The sequence below is a fragment of the Streptomyces camponoticapitis genome, assembly GCF_014646115.1.
Taxonomy (GTDB): domain Bacteria; phylum Actinomycetota; class Actinomycetes; order Streptomycetales; family Streptomycetaceae; genus Streptomyces; species Streptomyces camponoticapitis.
Window position 1 is genome coordinate 36,016 of the sequence record NZ_BMMV01000005.1, and the last position, 19,576, is coordinate 55,591.

At 68.8% G+C, this 19,576-nt stretch carries 30 protein-coding genes; 8 read left to right on the top strand and 22 right to left on the bottom strand.

Annotated elements, in window-relative coordinates:
* Positions 1-44: 44 nt before the first annotated feature.
* Together IEY79_RS09160 and IEY79_RS09165 are read right to left on the bottom strand one after the other, a co-directional pair.
* Positions 45-200, bottom strand: coding sequence for a hypothetical protein (locus IEY79_RS09160; protein WP_189106870.1), 156 nt, complete (start codon positions 198-200; stop codon positions 45-47).
* A complete protein-coding gene (locus IEY79_RS09165; RefSeq protein WP_189106871.1) occupies positions 197-1,171 on the bottom strand; it encodes a DNA cytosine methyltransferase in 975 nt (324 codons plus the stop codon). Before IEY79_RS09165 ends, IEY79_RS09160 begins: the two co-directional genes overlap by 4 nt.
* 174 nt (positions 1,172-1,345) lie before the next feature.
* Here IEY79_RS09165 and IEY79_RS09170 point away from each other — a divergent pair, with 174 nt between their 5' ends.
* Positions 1,346-1,555: a ribosomal biogenesis LAS1 family protein gene (locus IEY79_RS09170; RefSeq protein WP_189106872.1), complete on the top strand. Its 210-nt coding sequence runs from the start codon at positions 1,346-1,348 to the stop codon at positions 1,553-1,555.
* A 92-nt stretch (positions 1,556-1,647) separates the two neighbouring features.
* Here the strand turns inward: IEY79_RS09170 and IEY79_RS09175 are convergent, their stop codons facing one another.
* The 18 genes from IEY79_RS09175 to IEY79_RS09260 form a co-directional block, all read right to left on the bottom strand.
* Positions 1,648-2,052: a helix-turn-helix domain-containing protein gene (locus tag IEY79_RS09175; RefSeq protein WP_189106873.1), complete on the bottom strand. Its 405-nt coding sequence runs from the start codon at positions 2,050-2,052 to the stop codon at positions 1,648-1,650.
* The gene (locus IEY79_RS09180; protein WP_189106874.1) at positions 2,052-2,483 is read right to left on the bottom strand and encodes a hypothetical protein; all 432 of its coding nucleotides are present in this window, start codon (positions 2,481-2,483) and stop codon (positions 2,052-2,054) included. Before IEY79_RS09180 ends, IEY79_RS09175 begins: the two co-directional genes overlap by 1 nt.
* A complete protein-coding gene (locus IEY79_RS09185; protein ID WP_189106875.1) occupies positions 2,480-2,638 on the bottom strand; it encodes a hypothetical protein in 159 nt (52 codons plus the stop codon). Before IEY79_RS09185 ends, IEY79_RS09180 begins: the two co-directional genes overlap by 4 nt.
* Entirely contained in the window at positions 2,635-3,609 is a 975-nt protein-coding gene (locus IEY79_RS38625; RefSeq protein ID WP_189107148.1) for an EspF repeat-containing protein, read from the bottom strand. Before IEY79_RS38625 ends, IEY79_RS09185 begins: the two co-directional genes overlap by 4 nt.
* Positions 3,500-4,462 carry a recombinase RecT gene (locus IEY79_RS09195; RefSeq protein ID WP_506359353.1) on the bottom strand — a complete coding sequence of 321 codons (963 nt, stop codon included), beginning with the start codon at positions 4,460-4,462 and terminating at the stop codon, positions 3,500-3,502. The genes IEY79_RS38625 and IEY79_RS09195 overlap by 110 nt, the downstream gene beginning before the upstream one ends.
* Positions 4,363-5,361 carry a YqaJ viral recombinase family nuclease gene (locus IEY79_RS09200; protein ID WP_189106877.1) on the bottom strand — a complete coding sequence of 333 codons (999 nt, stop codon included), beginning with the start codon at positions 5,359-5,361 and terminating at the stop codon, positions 4,363-4,365. The genes IEY79_RS09195 and IEY79_RS09200 overlap by 100 nt, the downstream gene beginning before the upstream one ends.
* An 87-nt stretch (positions 5,362-5,448) precedes the next feature.
* Positions 5,449-6,573 carry a DNA polymerase III subunit beta gene (gene dnaN, locus IEY79_RS09205; RefSeq protein ID WP_189106878.1) on the bottom strand — a complete coding sequence of 375 codons (1,125 nt, stop codon included), beginning with the start codon at positions 6,571-6,573 and terminating at the stop codon, positions 5,449-5,451.
* Positions 6,573-6,761, bottom strand: a complete 189-nt coding sequence (locus IEY79_RS09210; RefSeq protein WP_189106879.1) for a hypothetical protein — start codon at positions 6,759-6,761, stop codon at positions 6,573-6,575. Before IEY79_RS09210 ends, dnaN begins: the two co-directional genes overlap by 1 nt.
* A gap of 106 nt (positions 6,762-6,867) precedes the next feature.
* Positions 6,868-7,260, bottom strand: a complete 393-nt coding sequence (locus tag IEY79_RS09215) for a hypothetical protein (RefSeq protein ID WP_189106880.1) — start codon at positions 7,258-7,260, stop codon at positions 6,868-6,870.
* A 94-nt stretch (positions 7,261-7,354) separates the two neighbouring features.
* On the bottom strand, positions 7,355-7,627 hold the full coding sequence (locus IEY79_RS09220; RefSeq protein ID WP_189106881.1) for a hypothetical protein: 273 nt from the start codon (positions 7,625-7,627) through the stop codon (positions 7,355-7,357).
* Positions 7,628-7,721: 94 nt separating this feature from the next.
* Positions 7,722-7,937 (bottom strand): hypothetical protein, encoded by a 216-nt coding sequence (locus tag IEY79_RS09225; protein ID WP_189106882.1) that lies wholly within the window; start codon positions 7,935-7,937, stop codon positions 7,722-7,724.
* Positions 7,934-8,200, bottom strand: a complete 267-nt coding sequence (locus IEY79_RS09230) for a hypothetical protein (protein WP_189106883.1) — start codon at positions 8,198-8,200, stop codon at positions 7,934-7,936. The genes IEY79_RS09225 and IEY79_RS09230 overlap by 4 nt, the downstream gene beginning before the upstream one ends.
* Positions 8,197-8,790 carry a hypothetical protein gene (locus IEY79_RS09235; protein ID WP_189106884.1) on the bottom strand — a complete coding sequence of 198 codons (594 nt, stop codon included), beginning with the start codon at positions 8,788-8,790 and terminating at the stop codon, positions 8,197-8,199. The genes IEY79_RS09230 and IEY79_RS09235 overlap by 4 nt, the downstream gene beginning before the upstream one ends.
* Positions 8,787-8,966: a hypothetical protein gene (locus IEY79_RS09240; protein WP_189106885.1), complete on the bottom strand. Its 180-nt coding sequence runs from the start codon at positions 8,964-8,966 to the stop codon at positions 8,787-8,789. Before IEY79_RS09240 ends, IEY79_RS09235 begins: the two co-directional genes overlap by 4 nt.
* Positions 8,963-9,217, bottom strand: coding sequence for a hypothetical protein (locus tag IEY79_RS09245; RefSeq protein ID WP_189106886.1), 255 nt, complete (start codon positions 9,215-9,217; stop codon positions 8,963-8,965). Before IEY79_RS09245 ends, IEY79_RS09240 begins: the two co-directional genes overlap by 4 nt.
* Positions 9,217-9,516, bottom strand: a complete 300-nt coding sequence (locus IEY79_RS09250) for a hypothetical protein (protein ID WP_189106887.1) — start codon at positions 9,514-9,516, stop codon at positions 9,217-9,219. The genes IEY79_RS09245 and IEY79_RS09250 overlap by 1 nt, the downstream gene beginning before the upstream one ends.
* 88 nt (positions 9,517-9,604) lie before the next feature.
* Positions 9,605-9,841 carry a hypothetical protein gene (locus IEY79_RS09255; protein ID WP_189106888.1) on the bottom strand — a complete coding sequence of 79 codons (237 nt, stop codon included), beginning with the start codon at positions 9,839-9,841 and terminating at the stop codon, positions 9,605-9,607.
* A 30-nt stretch (positions 9,842-9,871) separates the two neighbouring features.
* On the bottom strand, positions 9,872-10,141 hold the full coding sequence (locus IEY79_RS09260) for an XRE family transcriptional regulator (protein WP_189106889.1): 270 nt from the start codon (positions 10,139-10,141) through the stop codon (positions 9,872-9,874).
* A gap of 227 nt (positions 10,142-10,368) precedes the next feature.
* On the opposite strand from IEY79_RS09260, the gene IEY79_RS09265 reads away from it, so the two are divergent.
* Positions 10,369-10,749, top strand: coding sequence for a helix-turn-helix domain-containing protein (locus tag IEY79_RS09265; RefSeq protein ID WP_189106890.1), 381 nt, complete (start codon positions 10,369-10,371; stop codon positions 10,747-10,749).
* A gap of 158 nt (positions 10,750-10,907) precedes the next feature.
* Here IEY79_RS09265 and IEY79_RS09270 read toward each other — a convergent pair whose 3' ends face one another.
* Positions 10,908-11,165, bottom strand: a complete 258-nt coding sequence (locus IEY79_RS09270; protein ID WP_189106891.1) for a hypothetical protein — start codon at positions 11,163-11,165, stop codon at positions 10,908-10,910.
* Between the two features lie 19 nt (positions 11,166-11,184).
* On the opposite strand from IEY79_RS09270, the gene IEY79_RS09275 reads away from it, so the two are divergent.
* From IEY79_RS09275 to IEY79_RS09285, 3 genes are all read left to right on the top strand, one after another.
* The gene (locus IEY79_RS09275; protein ID WP_189106892.1) at positions 11,185-12,522 is read left to right on the top strand and encodes a tyrosine-type recombinase/integrase; all 1,338 of its coding nucleotides are present in this window, start codon (positions 11,185-11,187) and stop codon (positions 12,520-12,522) included.
* Between the two features lie 289 nt (positions 12,523-12,811).
* Entirely contained in the window at positions 12,812-14,245 is a 1,434-nt protein-coding gene (locus IEY79_RS09280; protein WP_189106893.1) for an NAD-dependent malic enzyme, read from the top strand.
* Positions 14,246-14,515: 270 nt separating this feature from the next.
* Entirely contained in the window at positions 14,516-14,797 is a 282-nt protein-coding gene (locus IEY79_RS09285; RefSeq protein ID WP_003954777.1) for an HU family DNA-binding protein, read from the top strand.
* Positions 14,798-14,866: 69 nt separating this feature from the next.
* Here the strand turns inward: IEY79_RS09285 and murA are convergent, their stop codons facing one another.
* Positions 14,867-16,207 carry a UDP-N-acetylglucosamine 1-carboxyvinyltransferase gene (murA, locus tag IEY79_RS09290; RefSeq protein ID WP_189106894.1) on the bottom strand — a complete coding sequence of 447 codons (1,341 nt, stop codon included), beginning with the start codon at positions 16,205-16,207 and terminating at the stop codon, positions 14,867-14,869.
* A gap of 284 nt (positions 16,208-16,491) precedes the next feature.
* On the opposite strand from murA, the gene IEY79_RS09295 reads away from it, so the two are divergent.
* The 3 genes from IEY79_RS09295 to IEY79_RS09305 all read left to right on the top strand — a co-directional run bounded on the left by IEY79_RS09295 (position 16,492) and on the right by IEY79_RS09305 (position 19,413).
* Positions 16,492-17,052: a YqgE/AlgH family protein gene (locus IEY79_RS09295; protein WP_189106895.1), complete on the top strand. Its 561-nt coding sequence runs from the start codon at positions 16,492-16,494 to the stop codon at positions 17,050-17,052.
* A gap of 136 nt (positions 17,053-17,188) precedes the next feature.
* Complete coding sequence (locus IEY79_RS09300) at positions 17,189-17,491, top strand: DUF3039 domain-containing protein (protein ID WP_189106896.1); 303 nt, start codon at positions 17,189-17,191, stop codon at positions 17,489-17,491.
* Positions 17,492-17,766: 275 nt separating this feature from the next.
* Positions 17,767-19,413: a beta-N-acetylhexosaminidase gene (locus IEY79_RS09305; RefSeq protein WP_189106897.1), complete on the top strand. Its 1,647-nt coding sequence runs from the start codon at positions 17,767-17,769 to the stop codon at positions 19,411-19,413.
* Positions 19,414-19,576: the final 163 nt, after the last annotated feature.

A 19,576-nucleotide genomic window follows, 5' to 3' on the forward strand; every position in this document is an offset into this window, starting at 1 on the left:
TTCCTTAAGGCGATACGGATAGGTCTGCGGCGGGTGCGGCCCGGTCAGGTGGGGGCGCGGGGGTTTTGGTTGTGCGGGAGGTCGACTTGCTGGCCGTCGACGTGGTGGCGCCACCAGCCGGGCCGTCCGGGGATCGCGACGGGCGGCCAGTCCGGGGTGGCGACCATTTCCCTTGGCTGCGGGGCTGGTTCGGCGGTCACGCGGCCACCGCCAGGTGCCGTTCGCCGACGCCGTCATCCGCGCGGCTGCCGGCGTCGGCGAACGGCACTGCTACGGCGTTGCCGACCTGCAAGTACTGCTGCCCTGCGCGGCCGTGGAAGGTGAGGCCGGGGCGGAAGCCCTGGAGGGCGGCGCACTCGGCCACAGTGGGCCGCAGGTGCGGGACGCCGCGGTCGGCCCACAGTGGGGTGCCTATGACTTTCCGCATGGCCTGCCGGGTGCCGTTGCCGAACGGCTCCGCACCGCCAGTCGCGGTACCGCCCCCGGTGACGGTGGGCGCCGGCCGCTGTGTGTACCCCCAGCCGATGACCGACGTCATCGGCGTGAGCGGCGGCTGGCCGGTCCCGCCGTGCGTCGGCGCGGGAAGGGCGACTTCGTTGATGCGCGAGGCGATGAGCACGGCCCGCTTCCGGTGCTGGCCGAGTCCGCGGTGAGCCGCGTCGAGAACGCCTGTCGCGACGCTGTAGCCCCAGCGGGTGAGGATGCCGGCGTACTGCTCCCAGACCGGCAGGACGGACGGGACCTGCTCCATGCAGATCCGTTCCGGCATCAGGTCGTAGTGCCAGCGCATGGGTTCGGCGGTGAGGGTTGACCGCGGGTCGAGGCAGGCGTTGCCGATCCCGGCGCGGGTGTCCTTGCCGCGGGACAGGTCTTCGACGGCTTGGTGCACGAGCGGCAGGTCGATGAGCCCGAGCTTCTTGCCGGACTTCCCGAACGGTGGGCACACCGGGCTGTCGATCTTCCACTCGGTCCGCCCTTTGAAGACCCATGTCGGGTACTGGGTGACGTCGCACTGGATGGTGGCGTGCCCGGCCGTGGTGCGGGTGCGGCAGGCGGCGGCATCGAGCTCTAGCCCGACGTCTGCCATGCCGAGGTTGCGGAGGGCTTCGGACCAGCCGATGCCCGCAAAGCCGTGGACGATCAAGGTGTCCCCCTGGTTGGAGGTGGTCATGGGTGCCGAGTGGGCGCACGGAACCAGGCCCTTGGGGGCGCCAGCGTTCTCGATGGCGAGCCTCTCGGCGTGCTTCGAGAGTACCCCAAGGTGTGTAGGCACCGTCAGTACACTTGCGAGCCAAATCCGGGCCATGGGGTGTGTAGGCAGGAGACCGTCAGCTACGCTGTCGGCATGACGACGAAGGGGACGCCCGGCCGCATGGTCCGGATCGATGAAGCGGTCTGGGACGAGTACGGGCAGTTGTGCGACGAGGAAGGCACCTCGCGCGGCGATGACCTGCGACGTCACGCCTACGCCCGCGTCAACGCCTGGCGAAAGAAGCAGGGGCTGCCCGCCAGAAAGCGCATCGTGATCAAGCGGTCCAAGCCCAAGTCCGACTGACATCCCCTTCTCCCTCCTGCCCCGCCGCGCGGGGCCTTTGTCGTGCGCTCAGGTGTTGCGTCGCGCGGCTTGGGCGGTGAGGTGGGCGGCGGTCATGACGTCTCTCCGAAGATCGCCTTGTACTGCTGGCGCATGGGCTGGTCTTCGACGTGTGCGGGGTGAACGCACCGGTCCCGCCCACACCCGGTCATGACATTGCCGACCGGGTCCCGCTGGTTACCGATGCGGAAGGCAACCCGGTACACGGAGACCTTGTTGTCACCGCCGCGCAGCTGTCGGCCGGCAACGGTCCACAGGAGGTGTCCGTCTTCGGTGGGCTGGGTGCGGCGCCAGAAGATCGCTTCCGGGTCGCTGGGTTTAGGTCCCGGACGGGTCGGGGGCAGGTCGAGTTCTCTGCGGACGGCGGTGATCGTCCTTGTGTGGACGTGGATCTGGCGGGCTATGGCCTTGGTGGTGAGCCCGGCCTGGAGGAGTTCGGCGATCGCGGCGCGGGACATCAGGCCGCCTCCTTATAGCCGCGCTGAGCTGTCTTTTTCTGGTTGGGGAAGTTGAGCTGGGCCGCCTTGCGCCGCCGCTGGTCCTGTCGGTAGTGCGGGGAGCAGAGACCGCGGGCCTTGACTTGGGTGCCGCAGTCGTCGCGGGTGCACGTGCTGGCGCCGCCGATGCCGTGCTCGAACTTCCAGCGGGAGACCTGGCGGAGCTGCACGCCGACGGCTTCGGCGGTGGCTTTCTCGGTCCAGCCGGCGCGGATCAGCAGCAGGGTCGCGGTCAGCTGCTCGTGCCGGGTGAGTTGCGGCCGGGGCCAGTCGCCGGCGATGGCGCGTTCGAGGGCGATCCAGTCGACGCCGCGGCTGTAGGTGCGGTCGGTGGGGATGGGGAGGGGCTGCCGTCCGAGGCTGGGTCGGGTGGCGAGGGGCCGGAGACTCACGTCCGCTCCTTCCGGGGGCGGTTGATGCGCCGGGCGCCGGTGACGACGGCCCAGGCGAGGGCGAGGCAGATGAGGAACGGGATGGTGGCGACGAACGCGGCGAGCACGACGGCGAACCACAGGCCGGCCGCGGCGAGGAAGGTGGCGGGAGTCATGCCGTCCACCGCCTGACGGGGATCCCGGCCTTGTTGAGGCGGCGCAGGCAGTCGGCGGTGCCGGTGGAGTTGCCGACCTGGAAAGCCAGGGCCATCAGCGGCTTCCGGTCGATCATTTCCTGGTTGCGGCGGTGCCCGGCGAACGGGCAGAACTCGGTGTCGTCGCGGCGGGTCCGCCGGTGGCCGGGTCGGCAGGTGTTGACGCAGGGGCCTTCCCAGTCGGCTTCGACGGGGGTGTGGGCGATGCCGTCACCGAGTCGGGCTTTCGCCCAGTTGCCGCACATGGAGTCGGCGCCGGGGGCGGTGCCTTCCATGACGCTGATGCCGTCATAGCCGTCCTGAAGGGCGTCGTGCCAGACCTCGGTGAGGGCGTTGTCGATGGTGGTGCGGTCGGTCCAGGCGCGGGAGCCGAGGCCGAGGATCAGGGCGAGATGCGGGGCGCTCATGCCGCCCTCCGTGCGGGGCTGGCGAACGGGGCGAGGACGTACTCCCCGATCTCCTTGTTGTGGGTCGGGCCGGACGTGGAACGGACCTTGCGGATTTCGACGATCGGCGCGGGCTTCCGGTTGATCAGGGACAGGAACACGAGGCCCGCGGTGCCGTGTGCCATCTCGGGCAGCAGGTCGCGGAACGTGTTCATGGAGAAGGGGCGGCCGTTTTCCCCGAAGATCTGTATGGCCTGCTCGATGAGCGACCTGTCCCACTCGGAGACGGAGGCGATGAACGCTTCGAGTTCGGCGCTGATCCGGAGCTTCTCGGCCGGCGTGGCGGTGTGCGTCACGGCGCGTCCTTTCGGTCTGCTTTCCTGGGTGGAGGGGCCGCCCCCGATTCCCGCGGGGGCGGCCTCCGGTGCGTGGAGGGTCAGGCGGTGGCGGTTCCGGCCCGCGGGTCGTCCGCGTCGCCGCCCGGGGAACCGGCCGTGATTTCAGCCGGCCGACTGGCGGTGACTTCGCCGGCCACGTAGGGGCCAGGCGCGTCGATGGCCGTCAGCGAGGCGTCTGTTCGGACCGTCTCGTCGTGGGCTATGGCCTGCGCCAGCTCGGTCGACTTCGGCAGCGTCTTGAACAGCTGCCGGATGCATGTCTTCTTCGCCATGGCGTCGTAGTCCGTCTTCCACGGCCCGTTGTCCTTGGCCTTGGCCCGTTTGCGGATGTCCTCGATGTCGTCGCGGTCGAGGACCAGGAACACGGCGCCGCCGGTGGTGGTGCGCGCGATGGCGTAGTAGGCGATGGCCCGGCCGCGGTTTCCCTTGGCGGGCTTGTGCTTGAGGAACGGCTCGAGGCCGTACTCGTAGTCGAAGAGGTCGCCCTCTTTGACGACTCGAGCGTCGAGGCCCTTGGCGATCGGCGACTGCCAGAAGAGCTTGACCATCCCCTGGTAGCCGACGACGAGCTGCACCTCGTAGGAGCCGAGTTTGCTGTTGTAGAACGGCAGCAGGTACGCCTCGCCAGCGGGCCCGCCGGGCTCGAGTCCCAGCTGGGCGCACGTCATGAGGGCGCCGGCGAAGGACTCCTGCGTGCAGTCAGCCAGGTACTTGACGGTGTTCAGGGAAGTGAGCGCGATGCGGGCAATGCGCTCGGGCTTGAGTCCCGTGGGGACGGCTCGAGCGAGTTCGCCGCTCATGTTGTTTACGAAGGCCCTAAGGTCGGGGCGCGGCTGTTCGCCGTTCTGCTGGACGGTGCCGACGCTTTCGGCTCGGCGGGCGACGGCGTTGCTGGCTGTGGTCACAGGTTCTCCAGGTGGATGTTGAGGACGCGGGTATCCGGGCCCCGGTAGGGCTCGGGGTCGATGTCGGGGTCGGCTTCGAGGGCGGCGGTTTTCCATGAGATCTGGCCCTTGCGGGGCCGCCACGAGTAGGCGAGTTCGCCGCGGATGTGGACGTCGGTGGCCTGGCCGGCGATGGCCTTGAGGTGGTTGTTGGCCTCGGTGATGGCCATCTCGGCACCGGCCAGGGCTTCTTTGGCGTGGGCGCGGTGCTTGAGCCAGCTCTCGACTTCGGCCGCGTCGGCGACGACGACGTTCTCCGTCGGGGTGGCGTGGAGCCGGTCGAGGAGTTGGCCGGTGGCATGGGTGCCGTCGATGGGCGGCTGTTGACCGGTCTCGACCTGCTCCCAGAAGTCGTCGGCGATCGTCCCCAGGTCGGCGATCATCTGGTTGTCGCGTTCGAGGCGGTGGACGAGGGTGCGCTGGCCGCCGATGAGGCAGGCGACGTGGGCGAACTGCCAGCCTGTGACGGCGAGATACCACTGGACCTGGATCTGTACGTCGACCGGGACTTCCTCGGTCCATTCGGCGAGGGCGTAGCTTGAGCGGGTCTTGATTTCGACGACGCCGGGCTGCCCGTCTTCGTGGGTGACGCGGTCGAGGTTCGCGATCCACGGCTTGTCGGGCCGGCGCAGGGTGCCGGGCCCAACGGCCGCGTACAGGCCGGTGATCGAGATGAAGCGGGTGGCTACGACGGGCTCGAGGAGGTGTCCCATGAGGGCGGCCTCGGACAGGGCCGCGTCGTCGCGCCGCGGTACGGGCTGGCCGGTCTTGCGCATCCAGATCTCGAGCGGGCTCGTCCAGGGGTTGAGTCCGCAGATGGCGGCCATGTCGCTGCCGCCGATGCCGTTGCGCCGGGCTTCGTGCCAGTCGGCTTCGGGTGCACCGGGCTCGAGGATGACGGTGGCCCCGGTCGGGTAGTGGAGTGGCGGCGCGAGGCTCGCCTGATCGGTCTTCACGTGTTGTGCCTTTCGTTGGGGCCCGCCGCCCGGTGGGGGTCCGGGCGGCGGGTGCGGCGCGCAGGGGGTCACGCCGCGGGAGGGTGGTCAGGGGGCTGCGGCTTTGTGCGGGTCGCGGATCGGGATGACGAGGTAGCTGTAGGTGTCGTCGTCTGGGTCGTGGAGCACGGCCGGCGTCTGCGGGGTGTTGACTTCGAAGGCGATGCGACCGGTGAGCCCATCGAGCCCGTCGAGGAGCCACTGCGAGTTGAAGGCGGCGTCGATGTCGTCCAGGTCGCCTTCAAAGTCGGCGTCGAAGCGGACCTGGGCGCTGCCGGTGTCCCGCGCCCGAACCGACCCCTGCCGGCCGTCGAAGGCGATCCAGATGGGCTTGTCGCCGTCGTTGACTGTGGTGACTTGCTTGATGGCGTGGGTGAGGTCTTCGGTGTCGAACAGGGCGGTGGCCTGCGATGTGCGGTTGAGCCCGTCGAGCTTGTGAGGGAAGAGGCCCGGTTCGATGAGCATCGTCGTGACCCTGCGCCGGCCGGTGTCGAAGCCGACCGTTCCCGCGCCGCCAGCGGGGAGTGCCAGGTGCACGGTGCGCCCGGCGAACGCTTTGGCGTTGGCGACCATGACGTGCCCGGGAACGACCGCCATGGCGTCACTGCCACCATCGGCGGCCTGCCACGGGATGGTGTGGCGGGCGATCCGGTACCGGTCGGTGGCCGTCAGCTCCAGGCGGTCCCCGACAACCTTGAGGCGGATGCCGGTCATGCCGGCGAAGGAACCTTCACCGGTCCTGGCCACGGCCGCTTTCACCTTGGCGACCGCAGTGGCCAGCTCGGCGCCGTCGACAGATCCGGTGGTGGCGGGTGCGACCGGAAGGGTCGGGTAGTCGGCGAGCGGCAGGGCTGCCAGGTCGAAGCGGGCACTGCGGGTTTCGACCTGAGCGTCGGTGTCGTCGGCGGCGATGGTGACATCGGTTTTGCCGAGGCTCCCGGTGATGTCGGCGAACAGCCGGGCGGACAGGACTACGGAGCCCGCCTCGGCGACATCTGCGTCGAGGGTGGCGTGGATGCTGGTTTCTCCGTCGAACGCGGACAGGGTGACCTGGTCGCCGGCGGCGGCGAGGAGGAGCCCGACGAACACCGGGTTGAGTGGCTTGGTGGGGAGCTGCCGGGCCGCCCACTTCGCAGCCTCGGCGAGTTCCTGCTGCGGCAGTGTGACGCGCATCAGGCGGCGTCCAGGGTGGTGACGTCGAACAGGGCGTCGGCCTGCGGGAGTTCGGCGGTCGGCGGCTCGTCGGTTCCGACCACCGCGGGGCTGGTGGCGTCAAGCTCGTCGGCCGGCCACGGCTTGGGCCGGCCGGTGACGACCAGGTCGGTGATGGGGAACAGGGCGGGCTGGGTGTAGGTCTTCACAGCGCTCTCCTGGGATGCTGGTGGTGGATGCCCGCCGACTTGCCTTCGGCGGGCGTCTGTGTGTGGCCCGCCGTCGCGCCGGGTTGGGCACGGCGCGACGGCGGTGTCAGGCGGCGTGGTCGCGCAGTGCGTCCCACAGTGGCCGGACGTTGATCCCGGCGGGTTCGGTGGGCCGGTCGTCGGGCTCGACCTGGCGGGTGCCGACGGCCGGGACGGATACGGCGAGCACGTTGGCTTTGAAGGCGCGTAGGGCGATGAGTTCGGCGGTCTGTGCGGCGAGGTCTTCGCGGGCCCCGGAGAGTTCGATCCGGGCGGTGTCGAGCTGCTGGCCCAGTTGGTTGCGTTCGGCGCGGAGTTCGCCGTTCTCGGTAGTCAGCCCCACCATCTGGCAGGCCATTCCGTCGTTCTCCCGTTCCAGCCGCCCGATCTTCTGGATGAGCTGGAACGGGGTGTGGCCACGGTGGCGGGCGCGGGTGCAGAGGTCCTGGACGATGCTCACGAGTCCTCCTTGGAGGCGTGTCGTTCGATGGCGATGGCCAGCCGGATCCCGGCGCCCATGACGGCCAGTCCGGCGGCGATCAGCAGGGCGGGGATCACGAGGCGCTGCCCTTCACGTCGTAGGACTCGGGCTGCACCCCGGCGGCGGTGTGCCAGGCGTCCCACTCCGGGACGGTGGCGCGGGTAGCGGCACGCGAGGGCTCGGGCAGGGCCGTCGCGGCGGCCAGTGCGAGGGTGGCGTGCACCTGCGCCTCGGCGAGCGCGATCATTGCCGTCTCGGGCGATACCGCTTGGCTGATGCTGGCCTTCGCGCGGCGGAGGTCCTCCACCAGCCGCTCTGCCCGCACGTAGTGCTCGGGCCCGCTCATCGGGTTCCTCCGTGGTTGAGGTGGCGCCCCAGGAGGAGGAGCGCGGTGGATGCGGCGGCGGTCAGCAGCACGCCGCGAAGGGTGAGGAGGCGGGTCACGACGGCCTCCCGAGGACCCGCTCGCACCACTGGTCGAGCGTCTCGGTGAAGCCCTTGCGCTCCGACTTCTCGTAGTCCGTCTCGACGGGCTCGGGCCGCATGACGGCGCGGACCATGGCGGTGGCGATCGGTGAGGCGACGGATGCCGGCGTGCTGGGCAGGTCGCACAGCAGCTCGGACATGACGGCCGTCTCGGTGCTCAGGAGCGTCATGCCGCCACCGCCGGTCGCTGGTAGCGGACGATGACGGGCCGCTGGACACCGTCCTCACGGTCGACCTGCGCCGCTACGTCCAGCTCGTCGTCCTCGGTGAGTCCGTCGTGGTCGAGGGTCCACAGGACCCGGCGGAGTTCGGCCCTGAGCGCGGCGTGGGAGCGGATGACGGCCAGCCGGTCGTCGAGGTCCACACGCTCAGCGGCAGTGGCCGCAGCGTGGGCGTGGGATATGGCGTCGGTGAGAAGCGAGGAGGCGGTCACGCTGCCACCGCCTTGCGGGCCGCGTCGTACAGGTCGACGCCGTGGCGGATCGCGTGGCAGGAGTGCAGGAAGCCGGGGGTGAAGGCGTCGAAGTCCCACTCCCAGGTCTCGCCGAACGTCCAACCCTTGTACTTGAAGGAGTCGAGCGCTGACCGGGCGCCGGCCTCGTGGTCGATGTTGCCCCACTCGAAGATCTCTTTGGTGACCTCGCGCCCCAAGCCGCGCGGGGCACTCCCTTCGCGGATCGCCTGGACGACGTGCTCCTTCACCTGCCGCTCGAAGAGGCCGATGTCGAAGTCCTCGATCTCGTCGCGCCCGGCACGGACCTTTTCCTGCCAGTAGCCGGGGTTGATCTCCCCGCTGAACGCGGTCTTCCGGAACAGGTCGAGCATGTCCGGGGTGGCGTCGATGTCGAAGTGGAACGTCCACCCCGACTTCACGACGAGGTTGTACGGCCATGTGATGAGCTCGAACGGGTAGCGGCTGAACGGTGAGTCCGCCGTTCCTTCGAACCGCAGGTGCCGGTACAGCCCGTCCTCGTGCAGCACGGTCATCTTGTGACTGGCGAAGCGCTTGGCGATGTCACTCATGTCGTGCTCCAGTTGGCGGCGAGTTGGGCGAAGCGGGTGTCGGCGTCGAGGTCGAGTGCGTGCCGGTCGGGGTCGTCCAGCGGCAGGGATTCGCGGATGCGGGCCAGCTCGGCGAGGACGGTGTCCAGCGGCACGTCCAGGCGCTCGATGGGGTTCGTCGGGGTCGGGGTCGTCATCGGGTGCCGCCCTTCGGTCCGGTGCGGCCGTAGTTGGCCTGCATGCGGTCCGCGAGGGCCTGCGGGATGTTCAAGCCGTCGGCGCGGCGGTCGATCTCGTCCTGGAAGCGGTCTACGTAGGTGGCGCACGTCTCGTCGACCGGGACGTCGCCCGCGACGTGGGCGCGAATGCAGCGACGCTCGTCGCCCTGAAGAAGCGGCAGGGCGTCCGTGTTGTGCAGGGCAAGCGAGTCACTGGAGAGGAAACCCATCACGCACCGCCGATCGGGTTGCCGTTGGCGCGCTGCATCTCGGCGGCGGTCACGTCCGGGTTGGCCATGCGGCGGACCGTTCGCGCCGCCCACGAAGCGCCGTTTCGGACGACCTCCGGGAACGGCTGCTTGCCAGCGTCGATAGCGTCGGCGGCCTCGTTCAGCACCTCGGCGCGGAAGGCGTCGGCCAGTTCGTCGCACTTCGCGAAGGCGGGCTCGTTGGGCAGCGCGACCAGCGCGTAGCCGATCAGCCGCTCGCGGGCGCTCTCGGGGCTGGGGTTCTGGGATGATGTGGACACGGTCCACTCCTGTTCTTCAGGGTTGTGGTGGTGGGTCGTAGGCCCCGGCTGCCGGTCTCGACACCGGCGGTTGGGGCCGTTTGCCGCTCTAGGCGGCGTTGCGCTCGGCGTCGACGGGGAAGCCGGCGGCCTCCCACTCGAACCAGGCGCGGACCGCGTCGAGCTCGAACCGGCGGAAGCGGCCGATGTACTCGACGGGGAAGGCGTTCGGATGGCCCGTCGGGTACCGCTCGATGCGGTTGTCGATGGTCCACTTACCGACGCCGAGGGCCCCGATGAGCTGCTTCTGGTTCAGAAGCTGGACAGTGGCCGTGCTGGGGGACACAGTTATTCTCCGTTCTCTCGTAGACGTAGATCACGAGACCTGGATGGATGGGGGATCGGGGTGATCGCCGAACAGTTCCTCGATGGGGGAGTCGAGGCCGGCGGCCATGAGCTCGGTAGTGCGGGTGCTGGCGGATTCCCGGCCGCTCGCACCTTCGGAGGCGTAGAACCCGATGAGCGCCTGCGAGAGGCCGCGGCCTTCGGGGTCGATCTCCTTGGTGCGTGCCGCGAGTCGGGGTATGGAGAGGCCGGCTCGCCTGATTGCGTCGCGGATCGGCTTTCCACCGTTGCGTCGGTACATGCGCTCCCCTTGATGCGTTCAGGTTCTGGCCGCTCGGGCTGTGGGGCGCTGTGCGGTATCTCTGTTCTACCGTAGACGTAGAACCCGGTCAAGCCCGGTCACGCCTGTTATTGCCCGGGAGTCTTTGTGGCCCTGGGTGTATGGCCTGTTAGCGGTTCGTAACTGGTTTCGGTCACAGTTCTACGATGCGCTTGCCTATGTAGAAGGCTGGCCACATGCTTCTACACGTGGCGAATGACAGCAGGCGTGAGCGCGAGTCCCTGTCCGCGCTCCTGGAGCGCGTGATCGATCAGCACGGCCTGACCCAGAAGGGTCTGGCTGACGCCTCCGGAGTGCCCCTCGCTACGCTGAACGCGTGGATCTCGGGACGCAGGTCGCCCCGGAATTCGGCAGACTCCAAAGAGCAGCTCCGGTCGCTCGCCCAGCATCTCCCGGGCGTCACCGTCGCGCAACTGTTCGAATCAATCGGGCAGCAAGTGCCCGGCGAGGTGTCACCCGAAGCGGAAGCGCGAACCCTGGCGCTCTACCGCAACCTCTCCGGAGGCCGGCGCCGGGTTGTTGATCAGCTCGTTGAGACGCTCGCCTCGGAGGAGCGCACCACCTCCTGATCCGGCGAAAATCATGGGCATCTTGTACAACCTTCTACCGTTACGGTTCTGTTACGGGTAGCTCTTGGTACGCATGGTGCTTCTGTCCGTGCGCGCGGCTACGCTCGGTCCTCCGCTGCCTCCACCCAGCGCGCCAACTGAATTGGTACAGCTGTGCGTCACAGGGGGAAGCCATGTGCGTAGTCGTCGAACTGACACAAGATCGCCGGACCTTCTGGTGCAGACAGGAGGTTGCGATACACGTGCCCGACGACCTGAGCCGCATTCAGATGCTGGTCGTCACGCGGGGAATGCTCCAGGAACTCGGTGCCGATCAGCCGGCAGAGTCCACAATGGAAGCGCGCTGCTTCTGCGGCGAGCCGCTCACGATATGGGACATGCCCCAGGAGCGGACCGTCCCCCGGCAGCGCGTCCACGGCGTGACGGAGGTTCATCGTGGCGCGTAAGGCTCTGAACAACCCCCGGCAGATCCGGGCGAAATCCTGCGGATGTTCACTGTGCGTAGCCAAGTTCCGTCCGGACGAGAAGCCGACCCGCAAGGACTGTACCGGCAGCTGGCAGGCCCGCTACCGGGACCCGGGCGGGAAGCAGTGCCACCAGAACTTCGCCACGAAGAAGGGGGCGGAGAGCTTCCTCATCGAGGCCAAGTCCGCCATGGCGCGCGGCACCTATCTGGATCCGGCAAAGTCTCAGATCACCCTGACCAGGTGGCACGGCATGTGGTGGCCCAACCAGCGCGGCGCCCTCAACACACTCACCCGCGACGAACGGATGTGGCGCCTGCACGTCGAGCCAGTATTCGGCACCTGGCCCCTGGCGAGCATCTCCTGGCTGGACGTGGACCGCTGGGTGAAGAAGATCCACGGCCCGCTGTCCGCGTCGTCCATCCCGGCCGCCTTCCAGATCCTGGACCGTCTGCTGACGGCGGCGGTCCTGGACAAGCGGATCCTGAACAACCCGTGCGATTCGATCAAACTGCCGAAGGTGCGGAAGAAGCACCCGCAGGACCGGAAGCCGCCCACCTACGCGCAACTGGACCTTATTCGCGAACACCTGCCGGCCCATCATCACGCGCTGACGATCGTTGCGCAGGAGACCGGGCTCCGCTGGGGTGAACTCGTCGGACTGCGCCGGTGCCACGTCGACCTGGACGGTGCACGCCTGCACGTCCACGAGGTTCTGGAGGATGCCCGCGGGCACCTCGGGCGCAAGGAGTATCCGAAGTCCGACGCCGGCCTGCGCACAGTGCCGCTGACGCCGTTGGCGGTCGGGACGCTGCGGGCGCACCTGGAGAAGTCCCCCGCGGCGGCCACCCGCTCGAAGGTGCAGGACGGGCTGTGCGCGACAGAGCTGGTGTTCAAGGGGCCGCGCAAGGCGGTGATGCGTCAGGCGAACTTCCGCACGACGTGGGTGAAGGCGGTTGAGCGCGCCGGGGTCGCTCGTATTACTAAGGACATGGTGACGGGGCGGAACGAGTGCTGGCCGCAGTTCCACAAGATCCGGCACGCTTACGCCTCGCGCCTGCATGCCCTCGGGGTGCCGGAGGTGGTGGTGCAGGAGATCCTGGGCCACGAGCGGGGTGGCGAGGTAACCTGGATTTACACGCACGCGGCGGCCGACACGGCGGGCCAGGTGCTGGCGGCGCTGGTCAGTGAGGGTATCCCGCTGAGGGCAGAGTCCACTGAGAGTCCACATCCTCACCCTGTCGGACCGGATTCCACCGGGCTGGACCGGGTTGAAAACCCAAGGCGGGAACGGGTCTTGACCCCCTGAAAAGGGTAGTCGCACCGGCCCTTGATCCCTTCGAGCGACCACTTGCCGCGAGGCGAGCATGGCGGGTCGGTGTCATCTTTTTCTTCTTAGTGTTCACGGACATTCACCGGAATACGTCTTCACAGGAGCGGGGGCGCGTCACACACTGACGCGGACCCGCTCCTGATTTCCCGGCCCACCCCCCGTTACCGCCTACCAGCAGGTAGGTGCGACGATCGGAAAGTTCCGCCGGACCCCAGGGGCGAGGCGGTGCGGCAAGTGAAGCCAGGGAAAGCAGAGGAACACGGTCATGGCAACGGCGCCAAGCGTCTCGTACTCGATGACGGTCCGGCTGGAAGTACCCGCGAGCGGCACCGCGGTGTCCCAGCTGACCACGGCCGTGGAATCCTCCGGCGGCTCGGTGACCGGTCTGGACGTCACCGCGTCCGGCCACGAGAAGCTGCGGATCGACGTCACGATCGCCGCCAGCTCCACCAGCCACGCGGACGAGATCGTCGAGGAACTGCGGGGCATCGAGGGCGTCACACTCGGCAAGGTCTCCGACCGTACGTTCCTCATGCACCTCGGCGGCAAGATCGAGATGCAGTCCAAGCACCCCATCCGCAACCGTGACGACCTCTCGATGGTCTACACGCCAGGTGTGGCACGGGTCTGCATGGCGATCGCCGAGAACCCCGAGGACGCCCGCAGACTCACCATCAAGCGCAACTCCGTCGCGGTCGTCACCGACGGCTCCGCGGTGCTGGGCCTCGGCAACATCGGCCCGATGGCCGCGCTGCCCGTCATGGAGGGCAAGGCGGCCCTCTTCAAGCGCTTCGCGGGGATCGACGCCTGGCCGATCTGCCTGGACACCCAGGACACCGACGCCATCGTCGAGATCGTCAAGGCGATCGCGCCCGGCTTCGCGGGAATCAACCTCGAGGACATCTCCGCCCCCCGCTGCTTCGAGATCGAGGCGCGGCTGCGCGAGGCCCTGGACATCCCGGTCTTCCACGACGACCAGCACGGCACGGCCATCGTGGTGCTCGCCGCGCTGACCAACGCGCTGCGCGTGGTCGGCAAGGAGATCGGTGACGTACGGGTCGTCATGTCGGGCGCGGGTGCCGCCGGTACAGCGATTCTGAAACTTCTTATCGCGGCCGGCGTCAAGCACACCGTCGTCGCCGACATTCACGGGGTGGTGCACGCCGACCGCGCCGACCTGGTCTCCGCGGCGGCCGAATCGCCCCTGCGCTGGATCGCCGACAACACCAACCCGGAGGGCGTCACCGGCACCCTCAAGGAAGCAGTCGTCGACGCCGACGTCTTCATCGGCGTGTCCGCCCCGAACGTCCTGAACGGCGAGGACGTCGCCGCCATGGCGGACGGCGCGATCGTCTTCGCGCTGGCCAACCCCGACCCCGAGGTCGACCCGGCAATCGCCCGCGAGACAGCGGCAGTTGTGGCCACCGGCCGCTCCGACTTCCCCAACCAGATCAACAACGTCCTGGTCTTCCCGGGCGTCTTCCGCGGCCTTCTCGACGCGCAGTCACGCACCGTCAACACGGAGATGATGCTGGCCGCCGCGACGGCCCTCGCCGACGTCGTCACGGGTGACGAACTCAACCCGAACTACATCGTTCCGTCGGTCTTCAACGACAAGGTCGCGGGCGCTGTGGCGGGTGCCGTACGTACCGCCGCCAAGGCCGCCGGCGCCGTTGTGACAGGCGCCACGTCCGTCTGACGCCCGGCGCGTCGCGATTCGCGGCACCGTGAACCCACCTCTAGGGTGACGGACCATGAGCCCGCTGCTCCAAGGGGGTTTCAGGGCCCGGATTGGCTTTCCCGCCGCTGGTGGGGGCAGGATGCTTTCTCAAGGACTATGTCCAGGGGATACCCCACTGGGGCGCGAAGACCTGAAAAACAGACCCGCTCGACGGGACTGTCAGAGGGTCCTGGCAGCATCGGCTTCGATCTCACGCCTCACACGCAAGAAGAACACGGGAGTAACAACATGAACCGCAGTGAGCTGGTGGCCGCCCTGGCCGACCGCGCCGAGGTGACTCGCAAGGATGCCGACGCCGTGCTGGCCGCCCTCGCCGAGACGGTCGGCGAGATCGTCGCCAAGGGCGACGAGAAGGTCACCATCCCCGGCTTCCTGACCTTCGAGCGCACCCACCGTGCCGCTCGCACCGCTCGTAACCCGCAGACCGGCGACCCGATCCAGATCCCGGCCGGTTACAGCGTGAAGGTCTCCGCGGGCTCCAAGCTCAAGGAAGCCGCCAAGGGCAAGTAACCCTCAGGCACGGCACAAGGGCGGTCACCCCGGTCGGGGTGACCGCCCTTGGCGTTCGAGGACGAGGTGTCAGACGACGGAGCCGCCCGGGAGTTCGACCTTCGCGCCCAGCTCGACCAGCTTCTCCATGAAGTTCTCGTAGCCGCGGTTGATCAGGTCGATGCCGTGCACCCGCGAGGTGCCCTGCGCCGCCAGAGCCGCGATCAGATACGAGAAGCCGCCCCGCAGGTCGGGGATGACCAGATCGGCGCCCTGGAGCTTCGTGGGGCCCGAAACGACCGCGGAGTGCAGGAAGTTGCGCTGGCCGAAGCGGCAGTCCGAGCCGCCCAGGCACTCCCGGTACAACTGGATGTGCGCGCCCATCTGGTTGAGCGCGGAGGTGAAGCCGAGCCGCGACTCGTACACCGTCTCGTGGACGATGGACAGGCCCGCCGCCTGAGTCAGCGCCACCACCAGCGGCTGCTGCCAGTCGGTCTGGAAACCGGGGTGTACGTCGGTCTCCAGGGCGATCGCGTTGAGCGGGCCGCCGGGGTGCCAGAAGCGGATGCCCTTGTCGTCGATCTCGAAGGCACCGCCTACCTTGCGGAAGGTGTTCAGGAAGGTCATCATCGACCGCTGCTGCGCGCCGCGTACGTAGATGTTGCCCTCGGTCGCCAGCGCTGCCGACGCCCAGGACGCGGCCTCCAGCCGGTCCGGCAGCGCCCGGTGGTTGTAGCCGCCGAGCTTGTCGACACCGGTGATCCGGATCGTCCGGTCGGTGTCCATCGAGATGATCGCGCCCATCTTCTGGAGCACGCAGATCAGGTCCTCGATCTCCGGCTCCACCGCGGCGTTCGACAACTCGGTGACGCCCTCGGCCAGAACGGCCGTCAGCAGCACCTGCTCCGTCGAGCCGACCGAGGGGTACGGCAGCCGGATCTTCGTGCCGCGCAGCCGCTGCGGGGCCTCCAGATACTGCCCGTCCGCACGCTTCTCGATCGTCGCGCCGAACTGGCGCAGCACCTCGAAGTGGAAGTCGATGGGCCGGCCGCCGATGTCGCAGCCGCCGAGCCCCGGGATGAAGGCGTGGCCCAGGCGGTGCAGCAGCGGGCCGCAGAACAGGATCGGGATGCGCGACGAGCCCGCGTGGGCGTCGATGTCCGCGACGTTGGCGCTCTCGACGTGCGAGGGGTCGAGGATCAGCTCACCCGGTTCCTCACCGGGGCGCACGGTGACGCCGTGCAGCTGGAGCAGCCCCCTGACGACCCGTACGTCACGGATGTCGGGCACGTTGCGCAGTCTGCTTGGCCCGCTGCCGAGAAGGGCGGCGACCATGGCCTTCGGCACCAGGTTCTTCGCGCCTCGGACGCGGATCTCACCCTCCAGCGGGGTTCCGCCGTGGACAAGCATTACATCAGCTGTGCCGGTCATGAATCTCGCGTTCCGGTGTCGTCGGACAGGGGGCCAAAGCAAAAGAGTAAGGGGCTGGCACCCCTGTCCCGTAAGGCATCGGACGTCCTGGAGCCGTGGAGAGGACGGCAGAACACTTTCCGTCGTCGGCCCCTTGCCGAGAGTCACCTTTCTTTCCGTGCCCACTTGGGTCCACGGCGTGGCGGTTCCCTGCGCTCCCCGTGCCGCCGTGCGCCTGAGCTGCGATCACGCGCACTCTGCCGCGCGGCCCCCGCGGAAGGCGAATGTGCGGGATCATGTCTGGCATGACCGAGGTGTCCTCGCTCACAGGGCGGCTGCTCGTCGCGACTCCGGCCCTGGCGGATCCGAATTTCGACCGCGCGGTGGTGCTCCTGCTCGACCATGACGAGGAGGGGTCGCTCGGCGTTGTCCTCAACCGGCCCACCCCCGTGGACGTCGGGGACATCCTGGAGTCCTGGGGCGGGCTGGCCGGCGACCCCGGTGTGGTCTTCCAGGGCGGACCGGTCTCCCTCGACTCGGCGCTCGGCCTCGCGGTCATCCCCGGCGACGAAGGGCCCCTCGGCTGGCGCCGGGTGCACGGCGCGATCGGCCTGGTCGATCTGGAGACGCCGCCCGAACTGCTCGCGCGGGCCCTCGGCTCGCTGCGGATCTTCGCCGGGTACGCGGGCTGGGGGCCGGGTCAGCTGGAGGACGAGCTGAGCGAAGGCGCCTGGTACGTGGTCGAGTCCGAGCCCGGCGACGTGTCGTCGCCGCGCCCCGAGAGCCTGTGGCGCGCCGTGCTGCGCAGACAGCGCAGCGAACTGGCCATGGTCGCGACCTATCCGGACGATCCCTCGCTCAACTGAGTCGGAGCGGACGGGCCGCCGGGGGCTCCTCGCGCCGCGTCGGCGCGCTGTGTGAGCGGGCGGCCGCGGAGGGCTCGGACACCCTCCTGGGCCCGGAGCCCTCCGGATGGCGCGAGCGTGGGTACCCTTGGCGGTTATGAGCACTCTTGAGCCCGAGCGCGGGGCAGGTACGGGCACCCTCGTGGAGCCGACACCGAAGGTGTCGCACGGCGACGGCGACCACGAGCGCTTCGCCCACTACGTCCAGAAGGACAAGATCATGGCGAGTGCCCTCGACGGCACTCCCGTGGTGGCACTGTGCGGGAAGGTCTGGGTACCGGGGCGCGACCCCAAGAAGTATCCGGTCTGTCCGATGTGCAAGGAGATCTACGAGTCCATGGGCCCCGGCGGGGACAAGGACAAGGGCGGCAAGGACAAGAGCGGCAAGGGCAAGAACTAGCGCCTCTTTTTCCGATCTTGCGCCGGACGGCTCCGGGGCGCGCAACCGCGCGCCCCGGAGCCTTTCGCGTCGAGGGGCGCCTGAGCGGGTAGGTCGGAGGTGCGTGGACGGACCGGGCGCACAGACGTGCCCGGGAACGCTCACGTGTGCCTGATCACCGAATGGTTGAGACCACTTGTCCGTTCGTCAGGGCCGGGCCTAGTGTCCACGTGCACGCTCCAACGACCCATTGACTCCGGCATATGCCAGCCGAACGAGGACTGAGGACTGACGTGATGGACCTGATCCCGGCGCCTGTCAGTGTCGAAGGCCCACAGACCGGTGGCTTCGTCCCCGACTCGGCCACCACCCTCTGGGCGGCGCCCGGGACCGAGACCACCGAGCGCTGGCTGCGCGCCACCCTCGGGGCCGCGCTGGGGCTGCCGCTGGCCCCCGGCCCCGCGGGCGGCAGCAACGCGGTCTCGCTGCGCATCGACGAGTCCATGGCCCCCGAGGCGTACCGGCTGGACATCACCGCCGAGTGGGGCGCCGAGATACACGGCGGCAGCGCGGCCGGTGTCTTCTGGGGAGCGCAGACGCTCCGTCAGCTCCTCGGTCCCAAGGCCTTCCGCCGCGCGCCCCTGTCCCCGGGCGTACGGCAGGAGATCCCCCGTCAGGTGATCGAGGACCAGCCCCGCTTCGGCTGGCGCGGCGTCATGCTCGACGTGTCACGCCACTTCATGCCCAAGGACGGCGTGCTGCGCTTCCTGGATCTGATGGCCGCGCACAAACTCAACGTCTTCCACTTCCACCTCACCGACGACCAGGGCTGGCGCGTCCAGATCAAGCGCTACCCGAAGCTGACCGAGGTCGGCGCGTGGCGGTCCCGGACCAAGTACGGCCACCGGTTCTCGGACATGTGGGACGAGAAGCCGCACGGCGGTTTCTACACGCAGGACGACATCCGCGAGATCGTCGCGTACGCCGCCGAGCGGCACATCTCCGTCGTCCCCGAGATCGACATCCCCGGCCACTCGCAGGCCGCCATCGCCGCGTACCCGGAGCTGGGCAACACCGACGTCGTCGACACCTCCGCGCTGGACGTCTGGGACACCTGGGGCGTCAACCCGAATGTGCTTGCCCCCAGCGACCACACCCTGCGCTTCTTCGAGGGCGTCTTCGAGGAGCTCCTGGAGCTCTTCCCCGCCGCCACCTCGCCGTTCATCCACATCGGCGGCGACGAGTGCCCCAAGGACCAGTGGAAACGCTCGCCCGCCGCCCAGGAGCGGATCCGTGAACTCGGCCTGGCCGACGAGGACGAGCTCCAGTCCTGGTTCATCAGGCACTTCGACGTCTGGCTCTCCGCGCGCGGCCGGCGTCTCATCGGCTGGGACGAGATCCTGGAGGGCGGGCTGGCGCCCGGCGCCGCCGTCTCCTCCTGGCGCGGTTACGCGGGCGGGATCGCGGCGGCCAAAGCCGGCCACGACGTGGTCATGTGCCCCGAGCAGCAGGTGTATCTGGACCACCGTCAGGCGGCGGGCGAGGACGAGCCGATGCCCATCGGATACGTCCGCACGCTGGAGGACGTCTACCGCTTCGAGCCCGTACCGCCGCAGCTCACCGGCGCCGAGGCCGACCATGTCCTCGGCACCCAGGCCAACGTGTGGACCGAGGTGATGCAGGACCGCTCCCGCGTCGACTACCAGCTCTTCCCGCGCCTCTGCGCCTTCGCCGAGGTCGCCTGGTCCGCCCTGCCCGCGTCCCCCGACCGCGACTTCACGGATTTCGAACGGCGAATGACCGCGCACTACAAGCGCCTTGACGCCCTCGGGGTCGATTACCGGCCGCCCGGGGGCCCGTTGCCCTGGCAGAAGCGCCCGGGACCGAACGGCGACTCGGCCGTTCTCGGACGTCCGATCGAGGGAGCGCCCCCGAACGTGTAGTCCCCCCGACCGGCCTCCCCCGGGCCCACCGTGCGAATAAGTCGTACATGGAGTACCGAATGCTGGCATTCCGTATGTGTCGGTGAAGAGGCGTGAAAACGGACCTTCCCCTCGTTCAGGGGCGGATGCGTGCTTCATGGACCCTCGGACCGGTAGGCCCGGA

Excerpts from the sequence above, each read along its gene's own strand:
- murA (WP_189106894.1), bottom strand. The coding sequence starts at position 16,207 with ATGACCGGCACAGCTGATGTAATGCTTGTCCACGGCGGAACCCCGCTG.
- IEY79_RS09220 (WP_189106881.1), bottom strand. The coding sequence starts at position 7,627 with ATGAGCGGGCCCGAGCACTACGTGCGGGCAGAGCGGCTGGTGGAGGAC.
- IEY79_RS09235 (WP_189106884.1), bottom strand. The coding sequence starts at position 8,790 with ATGAGTGACATCGCCAAGCGCTTCGCCAGTCACAAGATGACCGTGCTG.
- IEY79_RS09195 (WP_506359353.1), bottom strand. The coding sequence starts at position 4,462 with ATGGAAAACCGCCGCCCTCGAAGCCGACCCCGACATCGACCCCGAGCC.
- IEY79_RS09185 (WP_189106875.1), bottom strand. The coding sequence starts at position 2,638 with ATGACTCCCGCCACCTTCCTCGCCGCGGCCGGCCTGTGGTTCGCCGTC.
- IEY79_RS09245 (WP_189106886.1), bottom strand. The coding sequence starts at position 9,217 with ATGGGTTTCCTCTCCAGTGACTCGCTTGCCCTGCACAACACGGACGCC.
- IEY79_RS09280 (WP_189106893.1), top strand. The coding sequence starts at position 12,812 with ATGGCAACGGCGCCAAGCGTCTCGTACTCGATGACGGTCCGGCTGGAA.
- IEY79_RS09165 (WP_189106871.1), bottom strand. The coding sequence starts at position 1,171 with ATGACCACCTCCAACCAGGGGGACACCTTGATCGTCCACGGCTTTGCG.
- IEY79_RS09175 (WP_189106873.1), bottom strand. The coding sequence starts at position 2,052 with ATGTCCCGCGCCGCGATCGCCGAACTCCTCCAGGCCGGGCTCACCACC.
- IEY79_RS09300 (WP_189106896.1), top strand. The coding sequence starts at position 17,189 with ATGAGCACTCTTGAGCCCGAGCGCGGGGCAGGTACGGGCACCCTCGTG.
- IEY79_RS09260 (WP_189106889.1), bottom strand. The coding sequence starts at position 10,141 with ATGTACCGACGCAACGGTGGAAAGCCGATCCGCGACGCAATCAGGCGA.
- IEY79_RS09305 (WP_189106897.1), top strand. The coding sequence starts at position 17,767 with ATGGACCTGATCCCGGCGCCTGTCAGTGTCGAAGGCCCACAGACCGGT.
- IEY79_RS09240 (WP_189106885.1), bottom strand. The coding sequence starts at position 8,966 with ATGACGACCCCGACCCCGACGAACCCCATCGAGCGCCTGGACGTGCCG.
- IEY79_RS09225 (WP_189106882.1), bottom strand. The coding sequence starts at position 7,937 with ATGACGCTCCTGAGCACCGAGACGGCCGTCATGTCCGAGCTGCTGTGC.
- IEY79_RS09285 (WP_003954777.1), top strand. The coding sequence starts at position 14,516 with ATGAACCGCAGTGAGCTGGTGGCCGCCCTGGCCGACCGCGCCGAGGTG.
- dnaN (WP_189106878.1), bottom strand. The coding sequence starts at position 6,573 with ATGCGCGTCACACTGCCGCAGCAGGAACTCGCCGAGGCTGCGAAGTGG.
- IEY79_RS09295 (WP_189106895.1), top strand. The coding sequence starts at position 16,492 with ATGACCGAGGTGTCCTCGCTCACAGGGCGGCTGCTCGTCGCGACTCCG.
- IEY79_RS09170 (WP_189106872.1), top strand. The coding sequence starts at position 1,346 with ATGACGACGAAGGGGACGCCCGGCCGCATGGTCCGGATCGATGAAGCG.